Genomic DNA, 23,767 nt, shown 5'->3' on the forward strand with positions numbered 1-23,767 from the left:
GGGGGGAGCCGTTTTCGTATGACCGAACGTTTCGATTCGGCGCCAGGGGAGCGCACGGATGCGGAGCTTTTTGCTGCCCATGCGGCCGGGGAGCCGAATGCCTTCGCCACGCTGATCTACCGACATCACGAACATCTGTGGCTGACGGCTCGACGCACCAGCTACACGCCCGAGGACGCCTCCGACGCTCTGCAGGAGGCACTGCTCTCCGCTCACCGCACGGCCGGGTCTTTTCGCGCCGACGCCGCGGTGCGAAGTTGGTTACACAAGATCGTCGTCAATGCCTGCCTCGACCGCATCCGAAGAAACAAGGCTCGGCCGTCGGTTCCGTTGAGCGAGAACGAAAGTCACGAGCCCGTTTCGCCCAGGGACCGGATCTCCGAGACGGAGACGAGCATTCTCGTTCGACAGGCTCTGATGACGTTGCCACCCGACCAACGCGCAGCCGTCGTCATCGTGGACATGGAGGGCTATTCGGTGGCCGACGCTGCCGTGTTGCTCGGTGTTCCCACCGGTACCGTCAAGAGTCGATGCGCCCGCGGCCGGCTCAAACTCTCGACACAGCTCGCGTATCTGAAAGATGCAGGGAACCGAATCTGACCCTCTCGCGTCTATACCGTGTGAGAGGGAAAGCAGATTCGGCGGAGGGAGGCAGGAACGTGTCGTCGAGCACCGACGCTCCACAAGCCCCGTTCTCGCCGGAACTACTCGCCGATCTGCATGCGGATGCACTTCCCGAGGACGTCAGCAGACGACTGTGGCCACTGGTTCGTCTCGACGAGGATTCGATGCGGATGCTCGCCGGTCTCGACGCCGTCTCGGCTCGACTCCACGAGATGGGTGAGGACCTCACCGGAACGTTGTCGATCCCGCCCGAGGTCGCCCGGCAGATCGACCGCACTATCCAGACGGTCGAGCGATCGGCATCCGCGCCGGAGGTCGTCGTTCCGCTCCGTCCCCGAAGACGACGTGTCGTCCTCGGAACTGCCGCTGCCGCAGCACTTCTGGTGGCCGGGTCGGTTGCCGTCGTGGCACTGTTGTACACCCCGAACGAACCCGAATCGATCGCCGCCGACCCGTCGCAGGCTCCGGATTCGTCTCTGGTGCTCGATTCCGCCGACCTCGATTCCGGTTTCGCCTTCAGCATCATCGGCAAGCGCGATCCCGGAGCACTCGCCGATCCGGCCGATCTTGCTGCCTGCCTTCGGTCCAACGATGTGGATCCGGCCACCACCGTTCTCGGTTCGAGTCGAGTGCGCGTCGACGGCCGAGACGGAACCCTGCTCGTCCTCGCCGGAGCACAGCCCTCACAGTTCATCGCCCTCGCGGTGGGCAACGACTGCGGCACCGCCAACCCCGACGTGCTCACGCGTCGCGATATCGGCTGACGGATCTCTCACCGGGGAACAACTGCCTCTAGGGTGGTGTTGACCAGATGTACGTCGAGAGTCGTGTGCGCTGAGCACTCGCTTGTCGACGACACGTACACGCCGCACAAGATCGGAAGGTCTGCATTGAGTACCCCCAAGGTTCACGATCTCATCATCGTCGGCTCGGGACCGGCCGGTTACACCGCCGGCGTCTACGCCGCACGCGCGGAACTGGAACCGATCCTGTTCGAGGGAACGCAGTTCGGTGGTGCGCTGATGACCACGACCGAGGTCGAGAATTTCCCCGGGTTCCGCGAGGGCATCATGGGCCCCGATCTGATGGAACAGATGCGCGAGCAAGCGCAGCGATTCGGTGCCGACATCCGAACCGAGGATGTCGAGGAGCTCGACCTGACCGGTCCGATCAAGACCGTCTCTGCCGGCGGCGAGACCTACCGGGCTCGCGCGATCATCCTCGCGATGGGCGCAGCAGCCCGCTACCTGTCCATCCCGGGCGAGGAGAAGCTGCTCGGACGCGGTGTGAGCGCCTGCGCCACCTGTGACGGCTTCTTCTTCCGCGATCAGGACATCGCCGTCATCGGTGGTGGCGACTCGGCCATGGAGGAAGCGACCTTCCTCACCCGCTTCGCACGCAGTGTCACCATCGTGCACCGCCGCAGCGAGTTCCGGGCGTCGCGCATCATGCTCGAGCGCGCCAAGAACAACGACAAGATCCGCTTCCTCACCGACACCAAGGTGCTCGAGGTCCTCGGCGACACGAGCGTGACCGGACTGTCGCTCGAACACGCCGACACCGGCGAGAAGACCACCCTGGACGTGACCGGAATGTTCGTGGCGATCGGTCACGATCCCCGCAACGAATTGGTCAAGGGCCAGGTCGAGCTCGACGACGCCGGCTACGTCAAGGTCGCGTCGCCCACTTCGGCCACGTCCGTCGAAGGCGTGTTCGCTGCCGGAGACCTCGTCGATCACGTGTACCAGCAGGCCATCACCGCTGCGGGTACGGGCTGCACCGCGTCGATCGACGCCGAGCGTTGGTTGGCCGAGCAGGGCGATATCACCACCAACACACTCGAACACGCCGACCAACCGGTCGACGCCGTCAACGCCTGACAGGCACCGAGCTTCCAATATCGAGGAGATAGATATGTCCGACGACAAGAGCACTGTCACCATCACCGACGCATCGTTCGTCGACGATGTTCTGACCAGTGAGAAGCCCGTCCTGGTCGACTTCTGGGCCACCTGGTGCGGCCCGTGCAAGATGGTCGCCCCGGTTCTCGAGGAGATCGCGGCCGAGCACAAGGACAAGCTCACCATCGCCAAGCTCGACATCGACGCCAACCCGCAGGCCGCCCGCGACTTCAAGGTCATGTCGATTCCGACGCTGATCCTCTTCCAGGGCGGCAAGCCGGTCAAGCAAATTGTCGGCGCAAAGGGCAAGGCCGCGCTGCTCAAGGACCTCGAAGGCGTTATCTGACTCACCCGCACACCGTGTGGATTGCAGCGGAAGCCAGTCTTTCTGCGACAATCATCTGATGTGCCGATGCTTCGGCATCGGCACATCGGCCGCGAGGTGCGAGTGCCGTCGGAACGATCGAGAGGCTTTGTCGAGGATGCAGGAACTCAGTCACGGCGATTCCGGACCCGCCGTCGCCGAGGTCCGCGGCACCCTGTCGGCACTCGGCTTTCTCCACGAAGCAGTCGTTCCCCCAGGTCCGATGGCCGACGGCCACTGGACCGCTCCCGGATCCGTGTTCGACGGTGCCCTCGGAGGTGCCGTGCGCGCCTTCCAACAACACCGCGGCCTGCTGGTCGACGGCGTGGTGGGCCCGGCCACGTATCGCGCGTTGAAAGAGGCGTCGTATCGCCTCGGCGCTCGAACCCTCATCTATCAGCTGTCCGCTCCGCTGTACGGCGACGATGTCGCCTCGTTGCAAACGAGACTTCAGGATCTCGGCTTCTACAGCGAACGCGTCGACGGCTTCTTCGGTCCGCGCACACACGAGGGTCTGTCCTCGTTCCAGCGCGAGATCGGGCTTTCCCCCGACGGCATCTGTGGGCCTGCGACTCTGCGCTCTCTGGACCTTCTCGGAACTCGTGTCACCGGTGGATCCCCTCACGCCATGAGCGAGGAAGAACTCGTTCGTAAGTCCGGCCCGCAGCTGACCGGCAAGCGCATCGTCATCGACCCCGATCTCGGCGGAGCAGACACCGGACACATCGTCGACGGAGCGTTCGGCCGGGTCTCCGAATCGGAGATTCTGTGGGATCTGGCCAGTCGGCTCGAGGGCCGCATGGCCGCGACCGGCATGGAGACGTTCCTCTCCCGTGCGCGCGGAACCAATCCTTCGGTTGCCGACCGCGCCGAGACCGCAAATGCCTGGGGTGCCGATCTGATGATCTCGTTGCGCTGCGCATCGAGCACCAGCCCCATGGCCAACGGTGTCGCAAGCTTCCACTTCGGTAACTCGCACGGATCCACCTCGATGATCGGCCAGGTACTGACCAGCTACGTGCAGCGTGAAATCGTCGCTCGCACACCGCTTCTGGACTGCCGTAGCCACGGCCGCACGTGGGATCTGTTGCGTCTGACCAACATGCCGACCATCCAGATCGACCTCGGTTACCTCACCAACGAATCCGATGTCGAAGTGCTCAGCGACCCGAAGTTTCGCGACATCATCGCCGAAGCAATTCTGATCGCCGTCAAACGTCTGTATCTACTCGGGCAGGACGATCAGCCGACCGGAACGTTCACCTTCGCAGAGTTGCTCGCCGAAGAACTCGCCGCCTCCGATCGCCCCTGACCGACCGCGCACGAACGTGTCGATCGGTCAGTACTCAGCGCGCCCCGACGGTCGACTTCTGCTCGATGTCGACGACGGAGATACTCGCCGCGATCAGTAGCTGCTCGAGTGCGGATTCGACGTCCTGCTTCCACCCGTGATCACGATCGAGCTCGAGCCGTAGTCTCGGGAATCTGTGGTGGGGAGCGATGACCTCGAACCCGACCTTCTCTAGGAAATCCGCTTCGATCATGCACGTCGATGCCGAACACGTCAGTTGTGCGGTGGCGTTGGGAACCACCGGCGCAGCATCGTCGGCGTTGCGTCGAATGCCGAACGCTTCCAGAGCGCGGACGCCACGATTGACCAGATCACCCACGACTGCCTGGATCAGGGTCGCCGAATGCAGATCCGCATCGTCGGGCGAATCGATGCGGAGTTGGGTCAGTAGGACCGCATCGTGGCTGACGGGCGAAGTCGGGAACGTCGCCGCGCGTGGAACTGCTCGGGGTGGGCAGTAGAGCGCGCAGCCGATCGTCCTGCCATCGATGGACAGCAACTGCCCACACGATCCCCACTCGAGCATGATGGTCGACAGCCATACTTCGTTCTCGAATTCGAGATCGACCGACGAACTCTCCGACGCGGGATCGAGTACCCAGAAGCTGCACCGCCGCGAATGCGTCGGCAAGTGCTCGAACGAACCGAGCGTCACTCCGGTCACCATCGCCGACACCGCTTACCTCAGCCTTCGTGCACTCGTTCAACGCGAGAATTCTCCGTCGGAGTCGATCCGCTCCTCGACAAGGATGTCACATGGGTTGTTCCGCAGGCGTCACCCCCGCCATTCCATCGCCGAACCCGTCGAGCGGAGCGAATCATTCAAATACGTTGTATGACAATATCTTTCGACCATTTTGCGAACATTCGTGACCGCCTCCGGCCGAGCTACGTCACAGTGACGTTTTGACCGCGTATGACTGGTCCTGAAAATTCGCCACTACTTTTTCTTCTGTGCTTCCATCATCTCGACGATCCTCTGAAGGTCGTCTACCGAACCGAATTCGACCACGATCTTGCCTTTCCGCTTGCCGAGGCTGACCGTCACCCGAGTATCGAACGAATCCGAGAGCCGATCGGCGACGTCCTGGAGGCCCGGCATCTGAATCGGCTTGCGCCGAGGTGCCGGATCCGGGCTCTTTCCGTCCTCCCGATTGGCGAGAGTGACGGCCTCTTCCGTCGCGCGTACGGAGAGACCCTCGGCGACGATTCGCGCCGCCAGCGACTCCTGCGCATCCGACCCAGCGTCGAGCGACAGCAAGGCGCGGGCGTGTCCGGCCGACAGAACTCCGGCCGCCACTCGTCGCTGCACGGGAATCGGCAGCTTCAACAGACGAATCATGTTGGTGACGACCGGCCGTGATCGACCGATTTTCGCAGCCAGTTCCTCGTGCGTGACGTCGAATTCCTCGAGCAACTGTTGGTACGCGGCCGCTTCTTCGAGCGGATTGAGCTGTACCCGGTGGATGTTCTCGAGCAATGCATCCCGCAACATCGCATCGTCGGCGGTCTCCCGAACGATCGCGGGGATCGACTCGAGGCCGGCTTCCTGGCTTGCACGCCACCGACGCTCGCCCATGACGAGCTGATATTTTGCGTCACCGGCACCAGCGGAACCCGATACGAGGCGGACCACGATGGGCTGCATGAGTCCGAATTCACGGATCGAGTGAACCAGTTCGGCCAACGATTCGTCGTCGAAGACGTGCCTCGGTTGCTTCGGGTTGGCTTCGATTCGGTCCGGTGCGATCTCGCGATAGACGGCACCGACGGGGGAGAGGTCGTCTCCGCTCAGCACCGGTGGTGTCGGAGTGGGCGCCGTGGCTGTCTCGGTGAGATCGTCGGCGGGTGCGGTTCGCTTCGGCTTGGTGGACGTATCGGGACGGTCCTTGGCGTTGCGATCCGCGCCGATGATCACGTCTGCCGCGGCGTTACCGAGGCGTGGTCCGGCGTCAGGTCCGGTGGGGATCAGTGAGGCCAGGCCGCGACCCAGACCACCCTTACGTGTCGAACTCATCTGGTTACTTCTTTCGTGCTTCGTCGATGCCGGCCGATCGGGCAGCGAGCTCTCGTCCGGCGTCCAGGTAGCTCATCGCACCTCGCGAACCGGGGTCGTAATCCAACACCGTCATGCCGTACCCGGGAGCCTCGGATACCTTCACGCTGCGGGGGATGACGGCGCGCAAGACGGCGTCCCCGAAATGCTTGCGTACTTCTTCTGCTACCTGGTCCGCCAACTTGGTGCGGCCGTCGTACATCGTCAGGATGACGGTCGAGACGTGCAGTTCGGGATTCAGATGAGACTGCACCAGCTCGATGTTGCGGAGGAGCTGACCCACGCCTTCGAGCGCGTAGTACTCGCACTGGATGGGAATCAGTACCTCGGTCGCGGCCACGAGCGCGTTGACAGTCAGCAGACCGAGCGACGGCGGGCAGTCGATCAGGATGAAGTCCGCGTCGATGCCGGCGAGCTCCTCCACGGACAGCGCCGTCTTGAGGCGCCCTTCGCGAGCGACCATCGACACCAACTCGATCTCGGCTCCGGCGAGGTCGATGGTTGCCGGGATGCAGAACAACCGGTCGCTGTGCGGACTCTTCTGCACGGCGTCCTTGGCGCTCACCTCACCGATGAGGACCTCGTAGCTCGACGGCACACCCGAGTGGTGCTCGACGCCCAACGCGGTGCTGGCGTTGCCCTGAGGGTCCAGATCGACCACGAGAACCGTCAGGCCTTGGAGCGCGAGCGCGGCAGCCAGGTTCACGGCGGTCGTCGTCTTCCCGACGCCACCCTTCTGGTTGGCAATGGTCAGCATGCGTCGCTTCGCCGGCTTCGGCAGCGACACCGATCCGGGATGCAGAACCTGGCTGGCTCGATGTGCCGCGGCACCGATGGGGGTGTCGTTCGGTGAGATCGCGTTGGTGTACTCGAACCCTGAGCCGGCCGTCACCCCTGACTTGTTTTCCGAGTTGCTCGAGGCGTTCTTCTTGGGCGCTGTTTCACGTGAAACAGCGGGATCGGACCCACCCGACATATGTGCTCCTTAGTGCGGAACTGACTGTGTTCAATACGATCGATCGGGTCGAGCGCGCGGCGTGTGAGCCCGCAATCGACTTCAGTGACGACTCAGTCTCCGCGGCTCACGCACCGCTCTGACGACAATGGTGGGAGTGGGCAACAGCCCCACTCCGCACTCCACTACCTCCAGCTTGCCAGCACCCATCCGAGCGAGGGAAGCCCGGTCACGTTCGATCTCTTCAGCGGCGCTCGAACCCTTCAGAGCCAGCATTCGACCGTGCTCGTGAACGAGCGGCAGCGACCACTTTGCAAGCTTTTCCAAAGGTGCCACCGCCCTCGACGTCACCACGTCGGCGCCGCCGGCTTCCTTCTTGACGCCGGGCTGCTCCGCGCGGCCGCGCACGACCAAGATGTTCAGATCGTGTTCCTCGATGAACTCGGCGAGATACACGGTCCGCCGGAGGAGGGGCTCGACGAGTGTCACGCGCAGGTCGGGTCGCGCGATCGCCAGCGGGATCCCGGGCAAGCCCGCGCCGCTGCCGATGTCCACGACGGTCTCGCCTTCATCGATGAGCTCACCGATCGCCGCACAATTGAGGATGTGTCGCTCCCAGAGCCGTGGAACTTCACGCGGTCCGATGAGTCCTCGTTCGACGCCTGCCGTTGCCAACGAGTCGTGATACCTCCGTGCCAACTCGAGCCGGTCACCGAAGATCTGCTCTGCCACGGCCATCACTTGGTTGCTGTCCGAGCCTTCTTGTTCCACGTGAAACATCTTCCCGTGCCCGAGCGCGGAACGCCAAACGACATCGCTGTAACTCGGCGGATTGCGACTTTCGCACCGGAATTGGCGACACCACGGGCGCCGTGCGGGCTCCCTTCGGACCGAGCCGTAGCAAGTCACGATTGGCGAGCCAGCCGGTTTTCGGCCAGGTCCGTCCGAGCAAACCGATCCGCCCGTGCGCTCGAATCAATGATCTCCAGCCCCAATCAGAATCAGGCCGACCTATCCATCCCCGACGGACTCGGTCCTGTCGACGAATCGAGGTCCACCGGCCCCACATCATGTTTCACGTGAAACTTCACCTCCCATCGATGGCACTCAATCGCCTACCGCGCACCGACTCGATAGGGCACACGTTCGTCGACTGAGCAACAAGTCGATGGGAGAAGAGCCGACGCAATCGATCGGTTCGTCCGCACCTGGTAGCAGCCTCCAGAATCCAACCGAATGGGCCCGGTGCGATCCACACCAACGTCGCCGTACCGATACCGCGGGACGGGTCCATCCCGTCGGCGAACGATCACAGTCGGTGGCGCTACGCCTTGATGACGCGGATCCTCGAGAACGAGGTTTCACGTGAAACCGACCCACCGTTGCTCAGCCCCGCGTCAAACGTCATCGCAGAACGATCGCGGGTAGCCGATGCACACCGCAGACATTCTCGGCCGCAATGGCGTCTCGGAGATCCTCGATCTCGCGGCCGGGCACGGACGGGGGAGAGTCCACAGTTTCGATCTCGATCACTTCGCGATCGCCTCCAGCACCCAGCCGCTGCACCCGAACTCCAGACGCACCCACACTGCATGTGGATCAGCCGGATGGGTCGCAGTCGTACACAGTCGATCGCTGGACGAGTGCTCCCGTGCAACTGTCTCGAGCACATCGTCGGCCCTCGCTCATGTCCCCGAATCGAGCCCGCGGAGATTTCGACGGGCACCCTCTCGAAGATCGACAACGCCGCGAGTATCGCCTCATCGTCGGCTTCGCGGTACGGGCACTTCGTATCGCGCTGGAGTTCCCGCCGCGGCTACAGCAATCGAACGATTCTCTCGACCTTCACAACGATCGATGCGCGACTGTCCAAGGTGAGTCGCATCGTCGTCGGAAGGATCGTCCATGAGCCCGGGCCCGCTGATGTCTATCTCCGAATCCCGGCAACGCCGATCCTTGCCGACATCGAATCCCACAGCGACGGCCGGATGTCCTGTCCCACGTATTTGCCCTCGGCCGGATCGTCGGCACACACCCTGCGCGATCGATGCCCGTCGCTATTTCTTCGCTGAGTGTCTCGAACTCAGTTTCACTGCTGCGCCGAACTCGATCCGGACACCCAACTGGCATCGGACTGTTTCACGTGAAACCGCCCCGGCTCCGGACCGTCTCGAATAGCAGTCGAAATGTCTCAACTTCATCAGAGAACGAACGTCACGACGGCCCAGTGTGCGCGGTGCCTAGAACCAGCGTCCGCGAGAACAGCACTGCGACGGACGCAACATGGTTGGACGATGACGACATCGATGTCGCACGTTTCACGTGAAACATTCCGCACAATGTGCGCTCGATACCGACGCGTCACACCGCCATAGTTGCCGTCACAGTGACGAAAGCGCACCGGATGCCTGGATCTGGTAATTCGGCGAGGAAATCGATCGAACCGGCAACATCGTCGTCTGCTCGGCGCACAAATTACATCGATGATATTTGCCAGGATGTGCGGCTACATCCGGATACGACGATGGCCCCCACCGAAGTGGGGGCCATCGACTGGGAGGCTCAGTTACGCCTTGACGACGACTACTCGTCGGGCCGGCTCGACGCCGGTGCTTTCGCTCGCGACGCCGTCGATCTTGGCGACCGCGTCGTGCACGATCTTTCGCTCGAACGGAGTCATCGGGGTCAGTTCTTCGCGTTCACCGGATTCGAGAACGCGCCGCGCTGCTTCGGCACCGAGGTTGCCGAGTTCCGTTCGCCGGTTGGCGCGCCAGCCGGCGACGTCGAGCATCAGCTTGCTGCGCTCACCCGTCGACTGCTGAACGGCGAGACGAGTCAGCTCCTGCAGTGCATCGAGAACTTCGCCCTTGCGACCGACGAGCTTGGCGAGATCGTCGCCTCCGTCGATGCTGACGATCGCGCGATCACCCTCCACGTCGAGATCGATGTCGCCGTCGAAGTCCAGGACGTCCAGAAGTTGCTCGAGGTAGTCGCCGGCAATCTCGCCTTCCTCGACCAGATAATCTTCGTCGTCCTCGTCCTCGTCATCCTCGTCGGTCTTGTCCTCGACCACTCCCGAGTCATCGGATTCCTCGACCACAGGAGCCTGATCTGCCTCCGCGTCGACTGCACCCACCTGATCGGCCTCGACCACCACGTCACTCGCTCCATCCCCGGATACCGCGCCGGTTGTCCGTACTTCGTCGTTCTGTGCTTCTTCTACGTCCGCTGCCATGTTCGTCCTTCTCTCGACGTGTCGGTCAGCGCCGCTTGCGCTTGGTCGACTTGTTCCGGTTCGCCTGCGGTCTCGGTTTCGCCGGCGTTGCGGCACCGGTCGTCGAACCGGAACTGCCATCGGCGGTCTCCGCCACGGACGAATCGCTCGTCGGCGTCATCTTCGAGAGCTTGGGACGAGCACCTGGCTTCGGCTTGGTGGTCGATACCGGCTTCACACCGGGCTTGGGCGCGTTCTCGGAACGCTTCTCCACTGCGGCAGCGACCTTCGCGGCTTCTTCCTTGTCGATCTTTCCGAACACCAGGTGCTGCTGCGCGTAGGTCCAGGTGTTGTTGCTGACCCAGTACAGCAGGATCGCGACGGGCAGCAGGGCACCGAACACGAGAACACCGAGCGGGAAGACGTACAGCGCGAGCTTGTTCATGATCGCGGACTGCGGGTTCGCTGCGGCCGCCGCGCTCTGACGCGCGACCGATGCGCGCGAGTTCAGGTGCGTCATGATGGCCGCGATGATCATCAGCGGGATGGAGACTGCTGCGATGACCCAGGTGGACGGAATGGTCGCATCCGGTCCTACGGCGAATGCATTGAGCTGGTCCTGCGGCATCGTGATCCACGCCGAGATCGGTGCACCGAACAGGCGGGCGTCCAGGAAGGACTGCACGTCCGCCACGTTGAACGCGTAGTTCGACAGCTCGCGGTTCTCCTCGGGAGTCAACCCGAGCTGACCGAAACCGGTACCGGTGCGGTTGAACGAGCGCAGTACGTGGAACAGGCCGATGAACACAGGCGCCTGCGCCAGCACCGGCAAGCAGCCCATCAGCGGATTGAAGCCGTGCTCCTTCTGGAGCTTCTGCATCTCGACGGCCATCTTCTGCTTGTCTTTGCCGTACTTCTTCTGCAGCGCTTTGATCTGCGGCTGTAGCTCCTGCATCTGCCGCGTGGTGCGAACCTGCTTGACGAAGGGCTTGTACAGAATCAGGCGGAGGGTGAAGACCAGGAAGACGACGGACAGTGCCCAGGCGAACCCATTGCTGGGATCCTGGAACACAAAGCCGAACACCTTGTGCCACACCCAGAGAATCCAGGCAACCGGGTAGTAAATGAAGTCGAGCACGGCTCTATGTACTCCTCTGTTCTTCCACTCGCACGAGATCGTGGTGTTCTTCGGTTTCGGTAGGTTCGGTGACGATCGCGCGCCACCTACCGGGTTCGGGTACCGGGTCCCACCCTCCAGAGTGCCAGGGAGCACATTTGAGGAGGCGGACGACTGCCAGCAACGAGCCCTTCGTCATTCCGTGCACCTGGAGTGCCTCGATGGCGTACTCGCTGCAGGTGGGGGAGAAGCGACAGGTGGGAGGTCTCATCGGGGACACGTATGTCCGGTACAACCCTATGACGTAGACGAGTGTTCGAGCAGGAATGGAACGAAGGTTGCCCATGAATGTCATGACGGCGGACCCTTCGGAGCTTCGAGAAGACCGAGCTTCTTCAATCCTGAACGCAGTTGAATCGATAGATCTGCCGAGGACGCGCGCGCGGCTCCGGGCAGTGCACGGATCACCACGTCGGTGGTCTCGGGGAGCTCACCGATGACGTCGGTACAGATATGCCGAAGCCGGCGCGCAACTCGATGACGAGTTACGGCCGGCCCGACTGCCTTGCTGACGATCAATCCGAATCGTGGCCCGCGAACGGTCGATGCGATGTCCTGTTCGTCACGCACGACGGCGTGAACCACAAGATCCGATCTACCCATTCGGCGTCCTCGACGCACCGCTACGGAGAAATCACGTGCTCGGTGTAGTCGATTCGGCTCAGGAAGCATCCCGAGCTCCAAGCTTCGGACGAACAGATATCAGGCTGTGAGTTCTTTACGGCCCTTGCCGCGACGTGCGGAAACGATTGCACGACCCGCACGGGTACGCATACGAAGACGGAAGCCATGAACGCGCGCGCGGCGGCGATTGTTCGGCTGGAACGTCCGCTTGCCCTTGGCCACGGTCAACACTCCTCGAGATTCGACGACGCCGATCTGTCGGCGCCTGCTGTAAAGGTTCTCAGCGAGTTCGGATGAAGTCGCTAGCCTCCCGAGCGAGAAATCCGAGTGAAGACAGACTGTGAGCAGCCAGCAAGCATCGGCCACCTCGCTATTGGGTGACTGTTCGAGAGTACTGATCGAGTCACTGCCGGTCAAACTCGCTCCCGAGCGCACCGTGCCGTCGTTCATGCACAGGCAGTGCCGGTCCGGGGCCACCGATGGTGCGACGGTGCTCGACATCGCCGCCGAACGAGCAGGCACTGCGACACAATTAGTCCGATCGCACGACAGACAGTCGGCATCGATGCAGGTCAGACTGTCGCAAACGCCATACCACGAACCGAAACGCGTTCTGGGGTCACATCGGTGTCGTTTATCCACACCTGTGGATAATTGTGTGGAAACACAGTTCAGGTGGCATATTCGTACCTTGCGGGGTCCACCCACGGACCCTGGTCTCGGCCGCAGCGACGCACGAACGACGACGCTATCCGACGATGTTGCTGCGCGGGTACGAAACGACGCACGAATTCACGCGTCGAACACCGCCCGAGACCAATGCTCGACGACGGAGGGCCCAACGTGAACGACGATCCGGATGCGCTCGCGCGCATCTGGCCCGAGGTGGTCGCGGAGCTCACATCCGACCGACACAGTGGGTCGCCGCTGACCAAAGGCCAGAAGGCCTGGCTCGCGCTGGTCAAACCGCTGACCTTGACGCAGGGGTTCGCACTGCTCGCAGTTCCGTCCACCTTCGCGCAGGAAGCGATCGAGCGAGATCTTCGCGAACCCATCCTCGGCGCCCTCGGGCGTCACCTGGGACAGGGTGTCGAGGGACTCGGTGTGCGTATCTCGGCTCCCGAGGACGAGAAGATCGAAGCCGAGCGATCCACGCACCCCGATGCAGTCAGTTCTCCTACCTACCGGCGCCGAATCCTGACCAGCAGAGACGACGAGCCGTCGGACTCCGAAACCGCCGACTACGAAGAGGTCGACGACGAACGCGAGGCCTTGGCCAGCGTCCAGAACTCCTGGCCGACGTATTTCACCAAGCCTCCCGACTCGACGCCACCGTCCTCGGGCGCCAACAGCCTCAACTCGAAGTACACCTTCGACACGTTCGTCATCGGTGCCTCCAATCGATTCGCACACGCAGCCGCGGTGGCCATTGCCGAGGCACCTGCTCGCGCCTACAACCCGCTGTTCGTCTGGGGGGCGTCGGGTCTGGGCAAGACGCATCTGCTGCACGCGGCCGGCCACTACGCGCAGCGGTTGTTCCCGGGCATGCGCGTCAAGTACGTCTCGACCGAGGAATTCACCAACGACTTCATCAACAGTCTTCGTGACGACCGGAAGGTGGCGTTCAAGCGCCGCTACCGGGAGACCGACGTGCTGCTCGTCGACGACATCCAGTTCATCGAAGGCAAGGAAGGCATCCAGGAGGAGTTCTTCCACACCTTCAACACCTTGCACAACGCGAACAAACAAATCGTCGTCTCGTCCGACCGGCCACCGAAGCAACTGGCCACGCTCGAGGAGCGACTTCGTACCCGCTTCGAGTGGGGCCTGATCACCGATGTGCAGCCACCCGAGCTCGAGACGCGAATCGCAATTCTGAGCAAGAAAGCTCGGATGGATCGGCTCGATGTGCCGCACGACGTGCTCGAGCTCATCGCCAGCCGGATCGAACGCAACATTCGTGAGCTCGAAGGTGCCCTCATTCGAGTGACGGCCTTCGCATCGCTGAACGGACAGGCACTCGACCTCACCCTGGCCGAGGTGGTTCTGCGCGATCTCATCCCCGATTCGTCGAGTCTGGAGATCAACGCGGCCACGATCATGGCCGTGACCGCGGAGTACTTCAACACGTCCATCGAGGACCTGTGCGGTCCGGGTAAGGCCCGAGCACTGGCCATGGCCAGGCAGATCGCGATGTATCTCTGCCGTGAGCTCACCGATCTGTCGCTGCCCAAGATCGGCCAGACGTTCGGTCGCGACCACACGACGGTGATGTACGCGGACAAGAAGATCCGCAAGGAGATGACCGAGCGTCGCAAGGTCTACGACCAGGTCCAGGAGCTGACGGCGCGGATCAAGCAGCGCTCGAAGAGGTAGACGACCCGGCACGGACCGACTCGTCGGACGGCACCGAATCCCATCGCGGGTTCGGTGCCGTCGTGCTTTTCTCGTCGTTCGGCGGACCGATTCCCGACGCGGATTCGGTGATTTTTCGAGGCGTCGACCATTGATTCACACCTGTGGATAACCATGTGGACAACATCGAAGTTCTGGGGATGGAGTGTGGGCGCCTGTGCACCGATGTGATTCGTCCACAGGCAGCGGTTCGTCAACCACGAATTGGTCCCGAGTTCATCCCCACGACACCACGCTCGGCCACCAGCGGATCGAGTGGTCCGTGCACAGATTCCACAGGACCTATTAATACTTCTGTTTTCTCCTTGAAAGAACTTCTTTGAAAACAGGTGTTGGGGAACGATCCGTTCACAGGCCCCTCGGGGACACCCGAATCCCGAGTTCGGCGAGACCCTCGCGCTTCCGTCTCCGGTTCGGAGGGCATACGGTGTGCTTGCGCTGGATGTGCCACACTCGTCGTTGCATCGGTTCGAGCGGCAACCATCGTGGTTGCACCGCCGGATCGTGAAGACGAACGCCACCGAACGAGAGGAAATGCCGAGCGATGGAGCTTGGAAGTTTGAAGTTTCGCGTTGCTCGTGAAGATTTTTCCGATTCCGTCGCGTGGGTGGCTCGTAGCCTGCCGTCCCGGCCGCCCGTTCCCGTTCTCGGTGGAGTTCTTCTTGCCGCCGACGAGCAGGGTCTGACGGTCTCCGGATTCGACTACGAGGTCTCCGCTCAGGTCAAGGTCTCCGCCGAAGTTGCCACTGCCGGCCGAGTTCTGGTGTCGGGCAAGCTACTTGCCGATATCACCAAGTCGTTGCCGAACAAGCCGGTCGACGTCACCGTCGACGGAACCCGCGTTCTGGTCAACTGCGGCAGCGCCAAGTTCTCGCTGCCCACGATGCCGGTGGAGGACTACCCGCAGCTCCCCGAGCTGCCCAACAACACCGGTTCGCTGGCCGGCGATGTCTTCTCCGAGGCAATTGCCCAGGTCGCAGTGGCGGCGGGCAAGGACGACACACTGCCGATGCTCACCGGCATCCGCGTCGAGATCGACGGCACCAACGTCGTTCTCGCGGCCACCGACCGTTTCCGGTTGGCTGTTCGAGAGGTGGAGTGGACTCCCGCCGGCGCCGATACCACCACCGCGGTGCTCATCCCGGCCAAGACCCTGTCCGAGTCGGCCAAAACCCTCGGCGGTAACTCCGGCTCACCCGTCGAACTGGCCCTCGGTTCCGGTTCGACCATCGGTAGTGACGGGCTGCTCGGCATCGTCAGCGATGGGCGCCGCACCACCACGCGTCTGCTCGACGCCGAATTCCCGAAGTTCCGTCAGTTGCTGCCTGCCGAACACACTGCGGTGGCGACCCTCGAGATCGCGTCGCTGATCGAAGCGATCAAGCGTGTGGCTCTCGTCGCCGAGCGTGGCGCGCAGGTTCGACTGGAGTTCAACGGCGAGGGTGTGTTGCTCTCCGCAGGTGGAGACGATGCAGGTCGCGCCGAGGAGGCTCTGCCTGCCGATTTCCAGGGCGAGGCTCTGACCATCGCGTTCAACCCCGGTTACCTCATCGACGGCCTGTCGTCGCTGCACAGCGAGAAGGTCACGTTCGGATTCACGACGCCGAGCCGACCCGCAGTGCTGCGGCCGACCTCGGACGAGGAATTGGTGCCCGACGACGCGGGCAAGTTCGCGGCGCCGCAGTCCGAGTACACGTACTTGCTGATGCCGGTCAGGCTGCCGGGCTGATCCGGTCTGGTTACTGTTGAACCCGCGCGAACTTTCGCACCTGACACAGACAAGGACGCCTCATCATGCAGCTGGGCTTGGTCGGTCTCGGAAAAATGGGCTTCAACATGCGCGAGAGACTGCGTGAGCACGGTCACGAGGTAGTCGGCTACGACCCCCGACCGGAGGTGACCGATACTCCGTCACTGGCCGGTCTGGCCCAGGCGCTGACGGCGCCTCGTGTGGTGTGGGTGATGGTTCCGTCGGGCAAGATCACCCGCGACACCATCACCGGTCTGGCCGATGTGCTCGAGCCGGGCGATCTGGTGATCGACGGCGGAAATTCTCGATTCACCGACGACAAGCCCAACGCAGAGCTGTTGGACGCCAAGGGAATCGGCTACATCGACGCCGGAGTATCCGGTGGGGTCTGGGGCCTGAAGAACGGCTACGGCCTGATGGTCGGCGGTCAGGACGAGCACGTCGCTCGGGCGATGCCGATCTTCGACGCCTTGCGTCCCGAAGGCGAGCGTGCGGACGGTTTCGTGCACGCCGGTCCGGTCGGTGCAGGCCACTACTCGAAGATGGTGCACAACGGCATCGAGTACGGGTTGATGCAGGCGTACGCCGAGGGTTACGAGATCCTCGAGGCCGAAGAACTCGTGCAGGATGTCCAGGGCGTACTGCGAGCCTGGAGCAAGGGCACGGTCGTGCGATCGTGGCTGCTCGACCTGTTGGTCGAAGCGCTGGGCCAGGATCCGGAATTCAGTGCGATCTCCGGCTACACCGAGGATTCCGGTGAGGGTCGTTGGACCGTCGAGGAGGCCATTCGCCACGCGGTTCCCGCGCCGGTCATCTCCGCGGCCCTGTTCGCGAGATTTGCGTCGCGGCAAGAGGATTCACCGGCAATGAAGGCTGTTTCCGCACTGCGCAACCAGTTCGGCGGGCACGCGGTGAAGAAGGCCGATGCCGACGAGACCCTGCGCGCCCCGGCGCCGAAGAACACCGAGTAAGTGTTCGTTCGGTCTCTGCAGCTGCACGATTTTCGATCCTGGGACGATCTCACCGTCGACCTCGGACCGGGCTCGACCGTGTTCGTGGGGCCCAACGGACACGGCAAGACCAATCTGCTCGAGTCGCTCAACTATCTGTCGACGTTGTCCTCGCATCGTGTGTCGTCGGACGCTCCCATGATTCGAGCCGGTGCTGCCAAGGCCTTCGTGGGCAGTGCCGTGGTCAATCACGGTCGCGAACTGATCATCGATGTCGAGCTCCTCGAAGGCAGAGCCAACAAGGCTCGGATGAACAGGTCTCCGCTGCGGCGCCCCCGTGAGATTCTGGGGGTGTTGCAGAGTGTGCTGTTCGCTCCCGAGGATCTTTCGCTCGTGCGCGGCGATCCCGGCGAGCGACGCCGCTATCTCGACGAGCTACTGACCACTCGGATTCCTCGAATGGCCACCGTGCGTGCCGATTACGACAAGGTGCTGCGGCAACGATCGGCTCTGCTCAAGACGGCGAGTGGATCGTTGCGTCGCGGATCGTCCTCGGGCGACGGCGCGAGTGCGCTCGCCACCCTGGACGTCTGGGATGGTCATCTGGCAGCGCACGGAGCTCGATTGCTCGCTGCCAGAATAGCTTTGGTGCACGAGCTGATGCCGTTCGTGCAACAGGCCTACAGTTCGATCGCACCCGAGTCGCGGTTGGCTGCCGTCGCCTATCGCTGCAGTCTGGCCGAGGCGCTCCCACCGGAGTTCTCCGATGCCGACCGTGCACCCGAGCCCGATGACACAGAAGTTCTCGAAGCTGCCTTCCTCCACCAACTTTCGGTGATGAGACAGCGTGAAATCGAACGCGGGGTCTGCCTGGTCGGACCGCACCGCGACGACCTGGAACTGATGCTCGGTGACCAACCGACGAAAGGCTTTGCCAGCCATGGTGAATCGTGGTCGTACGCGTTGTCTCTGCGGCTCGGCTCCTTCGCCTTGTTGCGGGAGGACGGTACCGACCCGGTACTGATGCTCGACGACGTCTTCGCTGAACTCGACCGCAAACGGCGTGCCGCGCTGGCGACGGTGGCGGCCGGTGCCGAGCAGGTGCTCATCACCGCCGCGGTACCCGAGGACGTACCACCCGAGCTGGACGCTCGTCGCTACGGAGTGGAAGCGAAGCAGAGCGCGGATTCCGGTGCAGCAGGACGTATCTCGCGTATCTCGGACTTGTCGAACGATATCGATATCGCACGTTCGGAAGGTGAGGATCGATGACCGACGACGACGCGACTCCCACGGACAACGGTGACGTACCGGAACTGAAAGGCGTGGATCTGGCGCGTCGAGCACTCGAGGACGCCCGGGCCGCAGCCAAGGCCAGCGGCAAATCGGTGGGACAGGGACGGTCGTCACCGACAGGCGGAGTCAGAGCACTGCGGGGGCGTCGTCGCCGGGGTTGGTCGGGAGCCGGGCCGGACGACCGTGATCCCCAGGCGTTCGGGGCGCTGGCGAACTCGATCGCGTCCAAGCGCGGATGGTCGGCCAAGGTGTCGGAGGGCGCGGTGCTCGGCCGGTGGCCGAGCGTGGTCGGCGAGGACATCTCGGCTCATGCGGACCCCACCGGTCTCAAGGACGGAGTGTTGAGTATTTCCGCCGAGTCCACGGCGTGGGCGACCCAGTTGAGGCTGATGCAGTCGCAGATTCTGGCCAAGATCGCAGCCGCCGTCGGTCACGGCGTGGTGACCTCGCTACGCATCACCGGTCCGACGACCCAGAGTTGGAGAAAAGGCGAACGGCACGTCCGGGGACGAGGGCCGCGCGACACGTACGGATAGTGAGAGGTCCCAACCTTCGCTTTCGAAACCTCCTGGTCCAGGTGATTCTCAACAGATGTTGGGGCCAGTGTTGCTGTGACAAGGTCGATGTGCGTAGCGTGATTCGGGACACGCAACGGTCGGGGGACCGATTTACTGTTCTGTGCGCATCGGACGAGGAGAAGTTGTGTCTGCACCAACGAAGAAGACATCGACAGCAGCCGTCGATGTCGACGGAACCCCCGAAGATCGCGTCATCCTGCACGCGCGGAACGTGGAGTTCGATTGGAACTCCCTGCCGCTGCACTACATGGACGGCAACCCACTCGCGACCCACCTGATCAACGTGATGCACCTGCTCCTGCCCGAGGGTGAGGAGTGGTTCGTGCGCACGTTCAAGGAGGCGCTGCCGCTCATCCACGATGATCAGCTGCGCGACGACGTGATCGGATTCATCGGTCAGGAAGCGATGCACGCGCAGGCGCACACCGATGTGCACGATCAGCTTCGGGCCCACGGCATCGACGTCGATCCGTACGTCGATCAGATGAAGTTCCTGTTCGGCCGTGCTCTCGGCAACCGGACCGGCCACGGCCAGAACAGCCTGGTCGAACGTCTCGCCCTGATCGCCGCCGCCGAGCACTTGACCGCTTTTCTCGGCGATTGGGTTCTCAATGCCACGGCGTTGGACGAGGCGGACATCGATCCGATCATGCTGGACCTGCTGCGGTGGCACGGAGCCGAAGAAGTCGAGCATCGATCGGTGGCCTACGAGGTGATGCGGTACTTCGACGTCCGCCCGGCCCGGCGGATCCGAACCTACGTCGTCATCGCGCCCACGCTCGTGTGGTTCTGGACCCGCGGTGTTCGCTTTCTCATGAGCCAGGATCCGACGCTGGCGCACCTTCCCGCAAAGCAGCGCACACCGTCGTTCCGAGAGTTTCGCCGAGTGGCCGCTGCGGGTCTGTTCCCGACCCCGATGTCGATGGTGAAAGCGTCGCTGCGCTACTTCAAGCGCACGTACCACCCTTCGCAGGAAGGGTCGACGGCGCAGGCAGTGCAGTATCTGGCCACCTCACCGGCAGCTCGGTCCGCCGATCGATGACCAAACGCACGTTGCGGAGCAAGCTCGGCGCAATGGCACAGAAGGTGGACTCGTTCCGACTGGGACGCACGATTCCGAAGAATCTGTACGGCCGCGACGAGCCCGATCAGACCGTGTCACTGGTGACCGACGCGCTCGACAAATGGTTCGCGCTGCTCGACGGTGACGACTACGACGCGTCGTTCGCGGCACCGCCCGTCGTACGGACCCGGGTACTGACCTTGGTCTCACGCGAAGTGCTCTGCGTGGACGAGCACGTGGTCCGACTGACGTTCGCCGCGGCCGACGGAGCGGTGTTGCCTGCGTGGGCACCGGGAATGCATCTGGACTTCTATCTCCCGTCCGGCCGCCGTCGGCAGTACTCGTTGTGTGGCGATCCGGATGCCGACTCGTACTCCATCGCGGTGCGCCTGGTGCCCGACGGCGGCGGCGGGTCGCGCGAGATGCACGGTCTCCCGGTCGGCACCGAAGTCTCGATTCGGGGGCCGCGCAACGGGTTTCCGTTCGTACAGTCCGAGCATGCACTGTTCGTGGCCGGAGGAATCGGTATCACTGCCATCATCTCGATGGTCCGTCGCGCTCGCCGGACGGGAATGGACTGGCACCTGGTCTACTGCGGCCGTTCGCGTGAATCGATGCCGTTCCTCGACGAGATCGCCGGCTGGGAGGCCGAGCGTGTCACGGTGCGGACCGACGATGTGGACGGCATGCCGTCGAGCATGGATCTGCTCGGTGCCGCGGCACCGGGTGGTTCGGTCTACGTGTGCGGGCCGCCGCCGATGATCGACCTGGTTCGGGCCTCGTTCGACTCCTTGCCCGCAACGCATCTGCACTTCGAGCGGTTCTCGCCGCCACCGGTGAAGAACGGAGCCGAATTCGAGGTCCAACTCGTCGACTCCGGTGACATCGTCACGGTCGGCCCGGAAGAGACTGCGCTGCATGCCATTCGGCGGCTGCGCCCGGATGTGGCGTACTCCTGTCAGCAGGGTTTCTGCGGGACGTGTCGCGTTCGAGTACTGAGCGGAACACCGCAGCATCGGGAGAATCGGCTCACGGCCGAGGAGCAGCAGCGTGAGATGTTGATCTGCGTGTCGCGTTCCGAGGGCGAACGGATCGTGCTCGATCTGTAGCCGAATCGCCGGTTTTACCCTTCATCTTTGCCGTCCGGTATCGAAAAAATGCGTCTGTGAAGCAATCAGGGGCCTTTTAGGGGTGTCATCGTGCCCATGCTGTCGCAGGCAACCAGTACTATGGACCGGTACGACATCAAGCCCGGAAAAAACGCATGGACTCGGGCGCGGCCGGAACCGACTGCGCCCATCCCTGCGGTAGCACCCTGCGGGGTGTGAGCGGGGTAGTGGACGCGTAGAAGGAGAACCAGCTAACCGTGGCTGCCCAGAAGTCAGGTACCAACGACAACAGCAAGGATTACGGCGCTTCGTCCATCACGGTCCTCGAGGGCCTGGAAGCGGTTCGTAAGAGGCCCGGTATGTACATCGGTTCCACCGGTGAACGAGGCCTGCATCACCTGATCTGGGAGGTCGTCGACAACTCCGTCGACGAGGCCATGGCCGGCTATGCGTCCACCGTCGACGTCACCATCCACGAGGACGGCAGCGTCGAGGTCAAGGACGACGGTCGAGGAATTCCCGTCGCCATGCACGCCTCCGGTGTTCCCACCGTCGAGGTAGTCATGACACAGCTGCACGCAGGCGGCAAGTTCGACTCCGACTCCTATGCCGTCTCCGGTGGACTGCACGGCGTCGGCATCTCGGTGGTGAATGCACTCTCCACCAAGGTGGAACTGCAGATCGCGCGCGACGGTCATCGCTACAAGCAGACCTACGACTACGCCAAGCCCAGCCCCCTCGAGACCGTCGGCGATACCGACGAGACCGGCACCACCGTACGATTCTGGGCCGACGGCAAGATCTTCGAGACCCTCGACTACAGCTTCGAGACCGTGCACCGTCGCCTGCAGGAGATGGCATTCCTGAACAAGGGACTGACCATCAACTTCACCGACGAGCGGGTGGCAGCCACCGACGCCACCGAGGAAGAACTCGGTGAGACGGCCGAGGCACCCAAGACCGCCGAGGAAGAACAGGCCGACGCGGCCGTCGCCAAGCCGGCCAAGGTGCGCAAGCGGACCTATCACTACCCGGACGGACTGGTCGACTTCGTCAAGCACATCAACAGGACCAAGACCGCGATCCACAATTCGGTCGTCGGCTTCACCGGTAAGGGTGAGGGCCACGAGGTCGAGATCGCCATGCAGTGGAACGCCGGTTACTCCGAGTCGGTACACACCTTCGCCAACACCATCAACACACACGAGGGCGGCACCCACGAAGAGGGCTTCCGAACCGCGCTCACCTCGACGGTGAACAAGTACGCACTCGAGAAGAAGCTCGTCAAGGAGAAGGACGTCAAGCTCACCGGCGACGACATCCGTGAGGGTCTGGCCGCAGTCATCTCGGTACGGGTCGGCGAGCCGCAGTTCGAGGGACAGACCAAGACCAAGCTCGGCAACACCGAGATCAGGTCGTTCGTGCAGAAGGCATGCAACGAGCACCTGGCGCACTGGTTCGAATCGAACCCCGCCGACGCCAAGACCATCATCAACAAGGCGGTCTCCTCCGCGCAGGCCCGGATGGCCGCACGCAAGGCGCGAGAATTGGTGCGCCGCAAGAGCGCAACCGACATCGGAGGCCTGCCGGGCAAGCTCGCCGACTGCCGCTCGAACGATCCGAGCAAGTCCGAGATCTACATCGTGGAGGGCGACTCCGCCGGCGGCTCGGCCAAATCGGGACGAGATTCGATGTTCCAGGCGATCCTGCCGCTGCGCGGAAAGATCATCAACGTCGAGAAGGCTCGCATCGACCGCGTCCTCAAGAACAACGAGGTCCAGTCGATCATCACCGCCTTCGGCACCGGCATCCACGACGAGTTCGACATCACCAAGCTTCGCTATCACAAGATCGTGCTGATGGCCGACGCCGACGTCGACGGCCAGCACATCTCGACCCTGCTGATGACGCTGCTGTTCCGCTTCATGCGACCGTTGATCGAGCACGGCCACGTCTACCTGGCCATGCCGCCGCTGTACAAGTTGAAGTGGAGCCGGGGTGAACCCGACTTCGCCTACTCCGACCGCGAGCGCGACGGTCTGCTCGAGGCCGGTATCGCCAACAAGCGCAAGATCAACGTCGAGGACGGCGTCCAGCGCTACAAGGGCCTCGGCGAGATGAACGCCAAGGAACTGTGGGAGACCACCATGGATCCGTCGGTGCGCGTCCTGCGTCTGGTGACACTGGACGACGCGGCGGCAGCCGACGAGCTGTTCAGCGTGCTGATGGGCGAGGACGTGTCCGCGCGTCGCAGCTTCATCGCCCGCAACGCGAAAGATGTTCGCTTTCTTGACGTTTAGTCACTTCCCTTCACGCACCGATGAGTTCTCTCGGTGCGTG

At 63.0% G+C, this 23,767-nt stretch carries 23 protein-coding genes; 13 read left to right on the forward strand and 10 right to left on the reverse strand.

Features of this window, described 5'->3' with window-relative positions:
• The first annotated feature begins 18 nt into the window (after nucleotides 1–18).
• The 5 genes from sigM to CH249_RS05540 all read left to right on the forward strand — a co-directional run bounded on the left by sigM (nucleotide 19) and on the right by CH249_RS05540 (nucleotide 4,201).
• Nucleotides 19–600: an RNA polymerase sigma factor SigM gene (gene sigM, locus CH249_RS05520; RefSeq protein WP_094682432.1), complete on the forward strand. Its 582-nt coding sequence runs from the start codon at nucleotides 19–21 to the stop codon at nucleotides 598–600.
• Between the two features lie 59 nt (nucleotides 601–659).
• On the forward strand, nucleotides 660–1,388 hold the full coding sequence (locus tag CH249_RS05525; RefSeq protein WP_094682431.1) for a hypothetical protein: 729 nt from the start codon (nucleotides 660–662) through the stop codon (nucleotides 1,386–1,388).
• Between the two features lie 126 nt (nucleotides 1,389–1,514).
• A complete protein-coding gene (gene trxB / locus CH249_RS05530; RefSeq protein WP_032397344.1) occupies nucleotides 1,515–2,504 on the forward strand; it encodes a thioredoxin-disulfide reductase in 990 nt (329 codons plus the stop codon).
• Nucleotides 2,505–2,538: 34 nt separating this feature from the next.
• The gene (gene trxA / locus CH249_RS05535) at nucleotides 2,539–2,871 is read left to right on the forward strand and encodes a thioredoxin (RefSeq protein WP_008711582.1); all 333 of its coding nucleotides are present in this window, start codon (nucleotides 2,539–2,541) and stop codon (nucleotides 2,869–2,871) included.
• Between the two features lie 136 nt (nucleotides 2,872–3,007).
• Nucleotides 3,008–4,201 (forward strand): N-acetylmuramoyl-L-alanine amidase, encoded by a 1,194-nt coding sequence (locus CH249_RS05540; protein ID WP_032396977.1) that lies wholly within the window; start codon nucleotides 3,008–3,010, stop codon nucleotides 4,199–4,201.
• Between the two features lie 34 nt (nucleotides 4,202–4,235).
• Here CH249_RS05540 and CH249_RS05545 read toward each other — a convergent pair whose 3' ends face one another.
• The 10 genes from CH249_RS05545 to rpmH all read right to left on the reverse strand — a co-directional run bounded on the left by CH249_RS05545 (nucleotide 4,236) and on the right by rpmH (nucleotide 12,488).
• Complete coding sequence (locus CH249_RS05545; protein WP_032396978.1) at nucleotides 4,236–4,916, reverse strand: hypothetical protein; 681 nt, start codon at nucleotides 4,914–4,916, stop codon at nucleotides 4,236–4,238.
• A 264-nt stretch (nucleotides 4,917–5,180) separates the two neighbouring features.
• The gene (locus tag CH249_RS05550) at nucleotides 5,181–6,257 is read right to left on the reverse strand and encodes a ParB/RepB/Spo0J family partition protein (RefSeq protein ID WP_045197761.1); all 1,077 of its coding nucleotides are present in this window, start codon (nucleotides 6,255–6,257) and stop codon (nucleotides 5,181–5,183) included.
• A 4-nt stretch (nucleotides 6,258–6,261) separates the two neighbouring features.
• Complete coding sequence (locus CH249_RS05555) at nucleotides 6,262–7,272, reverse strand: ParA family protein (RefSeq protein WP_032396980.1); 1,011 nt, start codon at nucleotides 7,270–7,272, stop codon at nucleotides 6,262–6,264.
• 81 nt (nucleotides 7,273–7,353) lie between these two features.
• Nucleotides 7,354–8,031 carry a 16S rRNA (guanine(527)-N(7))-methyltransferase RsmG gene (gene rsmG, locus CH249_RS05560; protein WP_094629016.1) on the reverse strand — a complete coding sequence of 226 codons (678 nt, stop codon included), beginning with the start codon at nucleotides 8,029–8,031 and terminating at the stop codon, nucleotides 7,354–7,356.
• 624 nt (nucleotides 8,032–8,655) lie between these two features.
• Nucleotides 8,656–8,784, reverse strand: coding sequence for a hypothetical protein (locus tag CH249_RS28285; RefSeq protein WP_254923856.1), 129 nt, complete (start codon nucleotides 8,782–8,784; stop codon nucleotides 8,656–8,658).
• 1,033 nt (nucleotides 8,785–9,817) lie between these two features.
• The gene (locus CH249_RS05575; protein WP_094646252.1) at nucleotides 9,818–10,486 is read right to left on the reverse strand and encodes a R3H domain-containing nucleic acid-binding protein; all 669 of its coding nucleotides are present in this window, start codon (nucleotides 10,484–10,486) and stop codon (nucleotides 9,818–9,820) included.
• Between the two features lie 25 nt (nucleotides 10,487–10,511).
• Nucleotides 10,512–11,603, reverse strand: coding sequence for a membrane protein insertase YidC (yidC, locus tag CH249_RS05580; RefSeq protein WP_045197769.1), 1,092 nt, complete (start codon nucleotides 11,601–11,603; stop codon nucleotides 10,512–10,514).
• Between the two features lie 4 nt (nucleotides 11,604–11,607).
• On the reverse strand, nucleotides 11,608–11,937 hold the full coding sequence (gene yidD, locus CH249_RS05585) for a membrane protein insertion efficiency factor YidD (RefSeq protein WP_032396985.1): 330 nt from the start codon (nucleotides 11,935–11,937) through the stop codon (nucleotides 11,608–11,610).
• Complete coding sequence (rnpA, locus tag CH249_RS05590; RefSeq protein ID WP_032396986.1) at nucleotides 11,934–12,314, reverse strand: ribonuclease P protein component; 381 nt, start codon at nucleotides 12,312–12,314, stop codon at nucleotides 11,934–11,936. The genes yidD and rnpA overlap by 4 nt, the downstream gene beginning before the upstream one ends.
• Nucleotides 12,315–12,344: 30 nt before the next feature.
• The gene (gene rpmH, locus CH249_RS05595; protein ID WP_026347786.1) at nucleotides 12,345–12,488 is read right to left on the reverse strand and encodes a 50S ribosomal protein L34; all 144 of its coding nucleotides are present in this window, start codon (nucleotides 12,486–12,488) and stop codon (nucleotides 12,345–12,347) included.
• A gap of 621 nt (nucleotides 12,489–13,109) precedes the next feature.
• Here rpmH and dnaA point away from each other — a divergent pair.
• The 8 genes from dnaA to gyrB all read left to right on the forward strand — a co-directional run bounded on the left by dnaA (nucleotide 13,110) and on the right by gyrB (nucleotide 23,727).
• On the forward strand, nucleotides 13,110–14,642 hold the full coding sequence (dnaA, locus tag CH249_RS05600) for a chromosomal replication initiator protein DnaA (RefSeq protein ID WP_094682530.1): 1,533 nt from the start codon (nucleotides 13,110–13,112) through the stop codon (nucleotides 14,640–14,642).
• Nucleotides 14,643–15,225: 583 nt separating this feature from the next.
• Complete coding sequence (dnaN, locus tag CH249_RS05605; protein WP_032396987.1) at nucleotides 15,226–16,410, forward strand: DNA polymerase III subunit beta; 1,185 nt, start codon at nucleotides 15,226–15,228, stop codon at nucleotides 16,408–16,410.
• A gap of 65 nt (nucleotides 16,411–16,475) precedes the next feature.
• Nucleotides 16,476–17,402, forward strand: a complete 927-nt coding sequence (gnd, locus tag CH249_RS05610) for a phosphogluconate dehydrogenase (NAD(+)-dependent, decarboxylating) (RefSeq protein WP_032396988.1) — start codon at nucleotides 16,476–16,478, stop codon at nucleotides 17,400–17,402.
• Nucleotides 17,403–18,653 carry a DNA replication/repair protein RecF gene (gene recF, locus CH249_RS05615; protein ID WP_094629012.1) on the forward strand — a complete coding sequence of 417 codons (1,251 nt, stop codon included), beginning with the start codon at nucleotides 17,403–17,405 and terminating at the stop codon, nucleotides 18,651–18,653.
• Nucleotides 18,650–19,213, forward strand: a complete 564-nt coding sequence (locus CH249_RS05620; RefSeq protein ID WP_032396990.1) for a DUF721 family protein — start codon at nucleotides 18,650–18,652, stop codon at nucleotides 19,211–19,213. The genes recF and CH249_RS05620 overlap by 4 nt, the downstream gene beginning before the upstream one ends.
• Before the next feature lie 166 nt (nucleotides 19,214–19,379).
• A complete protein-coding gene (locus tag CH249_RS05625; RefSeq protein ID WP_052049959.1) occupies nucleotides 19,380–20,297 on the forward strand; it encodes a metal-dependent hydrolase in 918 nt (305 codons plus the stop codon).
• 32 nt (nucleotides 20,298–20,329) lie between these two features.
• Nucleotides 20,330–21,427, forward strand: coding sequence for a PDR/VanB family oxidoreductase (locus tag CH249_RS05630; protein WP_094646444.1), 1,098 nt, complete (start codon nucleotides 20,330–20,332; stop codon nucleotides 21,425–21,427).
• 257 nt (nucleotides 21,428–21,684) lie between these two features.
• Nucleotides 21,685–23,727, forward strand: coding sequence for a DNA topoisomerase (ATP-hydrolyzing) subunit B (gene gyrB / locus CH249_RS05635; RefSeq protein WP_032396991.1), 2,043 nt, complete (start codon nucleotides 21,685–21,687; stop codon nucleotides 23,725–23,727).
• The last annotated feature ends 40 nt before the right edge of the window (nucleotides 23,728–23,767 follow it).

The organism is Rhodococcus sp. 05-2255-3B1, from assembly GCF_002258545.1.
In the GTDB taxonomy this organism is placed as follows: Bacteria; Actinomycetota; Actinomycetes; order Mycobacteriales; family Mycobacteriaceae; genus Rhodococcoides.

What these genes read in the sequence shown, in the direction of transcription:
- rnpA (WP_032396986.1), bottom strand. Translation starts at nt 12,314, where the DNA reads ATGCTTCCTGAGCCGAATCGACTACACCGAGCACGTGATTTCTCCGTA.
- CH249_RS05550 (WP_045197761.1), bottom strand. Translation starts at nt 6,257, where the DNA reads ATGAGTTCGACACGTAAGGGTGGTCTGGGTCGCGGCCTGGCCTCACTG.
- CH249_RS05575 (WP_094646252.1), bottom strand. Translation starts at nt 10,486, where the DNA reads ATGGCAGCGGACGTAGAAGAAGCACAGAACGACGAAGTACGGACAACC.
- yidD (WP_032396985.1), bottom strand. Translation starts at nt 11,937, where the DNA reads ATGACATTCATGGGCAACCTTCGTTCCATTCCTGCTCGAACACTCGTC.
- rsmG (WP_094629016.1), bottom strand. Translation starts at nt 8,031, where the DNA reads ATGTTTCACGTGGAACAAGAAGGCTCGGACAGCAACCAAGTGATGGCC.
- CH249_RS05555 (WP_032396980.1), bottom strand. Translation starts at nt 7,272, where the DNA reads ATGTCGGGTGGGTCCGATCCCGCTGTTTCACGTGAAACAGCGCCCAAG.
- sigM (WP_094682432.1), top strand. Translation starts at nt 19, where the DNA reads ATGACCGAACGTTTCGATTCGGCGCCAGGGGAGCGCACGGATGCGGAG.
- CH249_RS05620 (WP_032396990.1), top strand. Translation starts at nt 18,650, where the DNA reads ATGACCGACGACGACGCGACTCCCACGGACAACGGTGACGTACCGGAA.
- CH249_RS05630 (WP_094646444.1), top strand. Translation starts at nt 20,330, where the DNA reads ATGGCACAGAAGGTGGACTCGTTCCGACTGGGACGCACGATTCCGAAG.
- gnd (WP_032396988.1), top strand. Translation starts at nt 16,476, where the DNA reads ATGCAGCTGGGCTTGGTCGGTCTCGGAAAAATGGGCTTCAACATGCGC.
- dnaN (WP_032396987.1), top strand. Translation starts at nt 15,226, where the DNA reads ATGGAGCTTGGAAGTTTGAAGTTTCGCGTTGCTCGTGAAGATTTTTCC.
- CH249_RS05540 (WP_032396977.1), top strand. Translation starts at nt 3,008, where the DNA reads ATGCAGGAACTCAGTCACGGCGATTCCGGACCCGCCGTCGCCGAGGTC.
- trxA (WP_008711582.1), top strand. Translation starts at nt 2,539, where the DNA reads ATGTCCGACGACAAGAGCACTGTCACCATCACCGACGCATCGTTCGTC.